Below are 2,756 nucleotides of genomic sequence, written 5' to 3' on the forward strand. Positions count from 1 at the left end.
TCGGTGTCGACGCGGCCACCGATCGCTACCCCGACCCACAGCGGGGTGCGGCGGTGCCAGCGTCCGGCAAAGGCACCCGCGCTGCGGGTGACGGAGGCAAGCGCTGTCTCCGAAGATCCGGCGGGCGTGGGTATCTCGACGGCACCGAGGATGCGTCCCCGCAGATCGCTGACGGTGATGCCGGTGACGACGGCTCCGATGTGGATCCCGATGGTCGAGAACGGTTCGTGGTTGACCTCGAACGGCACCCGCGGTCGTCCGATCGCCCCCGGTGCCGTCAGGTCTGCGCGCTCACGGAGCAGCCCGACGGCGAGTAGGGCCGACACTTGACGGTTGACTGTGGCGATGCTCGAACCCGTTGCGCGAGAGGCATGCTCGCGCGAGATGGGACCTTCGACGCAAGCGACCCGAAGCACCGACGCGGCGGGACTGTCCGCGATCCGCAGATCGGGCGCGACGAGTTGGACGCGCGATCGGGGCCCCGGGAGAGACCGCAGAGAGGTGGGGCCGGTGTGGTGGTGCAGCGTTGATACGGACATCGGTTGTGGTCCTCAGCAGTGGCAGACCTCCGTCGTGGACGAACAACGACGGAAGAGCGAAGTGATGCAGGTCAAGGAAGGGGTGCGGTGGTCGTACAGAAACCACGACACGCGAATCGACTGTCTGCAGCCCGAAACAGGGAGCTAGAGACGGATTCCTTGGCCGGGACAACACAGTTCCCGAGGAAGCGGCAAGCGAGAACCCAGGGACGCGGTCACATAGGTGACCCGCATCGCGGTCGTCTCACTGGCGGACATGGATCCAAAATTAGCACCCTCGCGTTCGATGTCCAATCGGGCATCGGAAAGCACGGGGCACGTCGGGCATAGAATTTCGCCATGACCTCGTCCGAACAGATTTCCCCCGATGCCAAAATCGCCGTCGTCACCGGAGCAAGCTCCGGCATCGGCGCGGCCACCGCCCGTCAACTCGCCGCCGACGGCTTCCACGTCGTGATCGGTGCCCGCCGACTGGACCGGCTCGAGGAGTTGGCGTCGGAGATCGGTGGTACTGCCCTGGAACTCGATGTGACGGACGAGGATTCGGTCGCCGCCTTCACCGCGGTCATCCCCCGCGTCGACGTGTTGATCAACAATGCCGGTGGCGCGAAGGGCTTGGCCCCGGTGATCGACGCCGACCTCGACGACTGGCGCTGGATGTGGGAGACCAACGTGCTCGGTACATTGCAGGTGACGAAGTCGTTGCTGCCCAAGCTGATCGACTCCGGTGACGGCCTGATCGTCACCATCACCTCCGTGGCGGCATTCGAGGCCTACGACAACGGATCGGGCTACACCTCGGCCAAACACGCTCAGGCAGTGCTGCATCGGACGTTGCGCGGCGAGCTTCTCGGCAAGCCGGTGCGGTTGACCGAGGTAGCGCCGGGTGCTGTGGAAACCGAGTTCTCGCTCGTCCGGTTCGACGGCGACGCAGACAAGGCCGACGCGGTCTACCAGGGCATCACACCGCTGGTGGCGAGCGATATCGCCGAGGTCATCGGCTTCGTGGCGTCTCGCCCGTCGCACGTCAACCTCGACCAGATCATCATCAAGCCACGTGATCAGGCCGGTCCGGGGCGCTTCTCCCGGAAATAGTGCGCCGCGCAGTGGTGCGGATAAGTGCCGCAGGGGGCACTTAATCACACCACTGCGGCTACGCCGCACTCATCGACTCCCACGTCGGCCAGTCGATGGCCCAGTCGTACAGGTCGCCGTCGGCTGCCGAGAGGTCGATGCGAGTTCCGGTGACCTCGACGGGATCGCCGTACATCGCTGTCTGGAAGTACTCCTGAGCGTCGGCGTCGGACAGGTTGATGCACCCGTTGGTGACGTTCGACGCGCCCTGCACACCGGTGGTCAGCGGATTGGCGTGGATGAATTCGCCGTTGTTGGAGATGCGCACCGCCCAGCGTTCGCGGACGTTCTCGTAGAACGGCGGGTTGGACATCAGAAAGTCCTCGTGCTTCTCGGTGACGACGTGGATGCCGCTGCGGGTGACGTTGCGGTCCTCGTTGCCCTCGCCGTAGCTGACGGGAATGTCCATGATCGTCGCGCCGTCGCGGACCACCTGCATACGGTGCTGGTGGCGTCGGCGATGACGACCTGGCTGCGGCCGATGGAGAAGTCGAGCGTCACATCGTCCGCACCGTAGGCACCGCCGCCGTAGTTCACCCCGTAGAGATTCGCCTTCACGTCCACCGTCGTGCCCGGAGCCCAATAGTTCGTCGGTCGCCAGTGCACCCGTGATCCGTTGTCGTCGGGAAACCATGCCCACGCGCCGGGCGTCGGCGGGTTGGTGGTCACCGTCAACGCCTTCTCGACGGCGGCCTTGTCCGCGATCGCGGAGTCGAACTGCAGGATGATCGGCGCGGCGATGCCCACTTCCTGGCCGTCGCCGATGTTGGTGCTCACCGACGTGCGACTGTCGGGTTCGACGGTGGTGAAGGCACCGGTGATGTCGACGGTCTTGTTGTCGCTGCCCAGCGCCGAGCCGGACCAGGTGTACTGCACGCCGTAGCCGAGTGGCTCGGTGACGGCGTACGAGGTCTTGTCGGGCGAGAGCGCGCCCTGGACGACCTTGCCGTCGGGGTTGGTCAACGCGACCTGAGTGAGCGTTCCGTCGGCCACGGAGACCGAGATCGGCGCGACGGGACTGACGTCGGCGGCACCTGCGACCGGGTTCTCGGTGACCTGGGCGACGGGCGCTGCCCTCGGTGA

General features: G+C 65.8%; 1 protein-coding gene and 2 pseudogenes. 1 reads left to right on the top strand and 2 read right to left on the bottom strand.

Translation table 11 applies throughout. The features are described 5' to 3' along the window. A pseudogene (locus RHBS_RS26465) lies at positions 1-539 on the bottom strand (hypothetical protein); the annotation flags it as partial. 339 nt (positions 540-878) lie between these two features. Between RHBS_RS26465 and RHBS_RS26470 the strand changes: the two are divergent. After that, positions 879-1,634 carry an SDR family NAD(P)-dependent oxidoreductase gene (locus RHBS_RS26470; protein WP_121873484.1) on the top strand — a complete coding sequence of 252 codons (756 nt, stop codon included), beginning with the start codon at positions 879-881 and terminating at the stop codon, positions 1,632-1,634. Between the two features lie 58 nt (positions 1,635-1,692). Here RHBS_RS26470 and RHBS_RS26475 read toward each other — a convergent pair. Then, positions 1,693-2,756, bottom strand: a pseudogene (locus tag RHBS_RS26475) (Ig-like domain-containing protein); the annotation flags it as partial.

It is taken from the genome of Rhodococcus sp. BS-15, from assembly GCF_000813105.1.
In the GTDB taxonomy this organism is placed as follows: domain Bacteria; phylum Actinomycetota; class Actinomycetes; order Mycobacteriales; family Mycobacteriaceae; genus Rhodococcoides.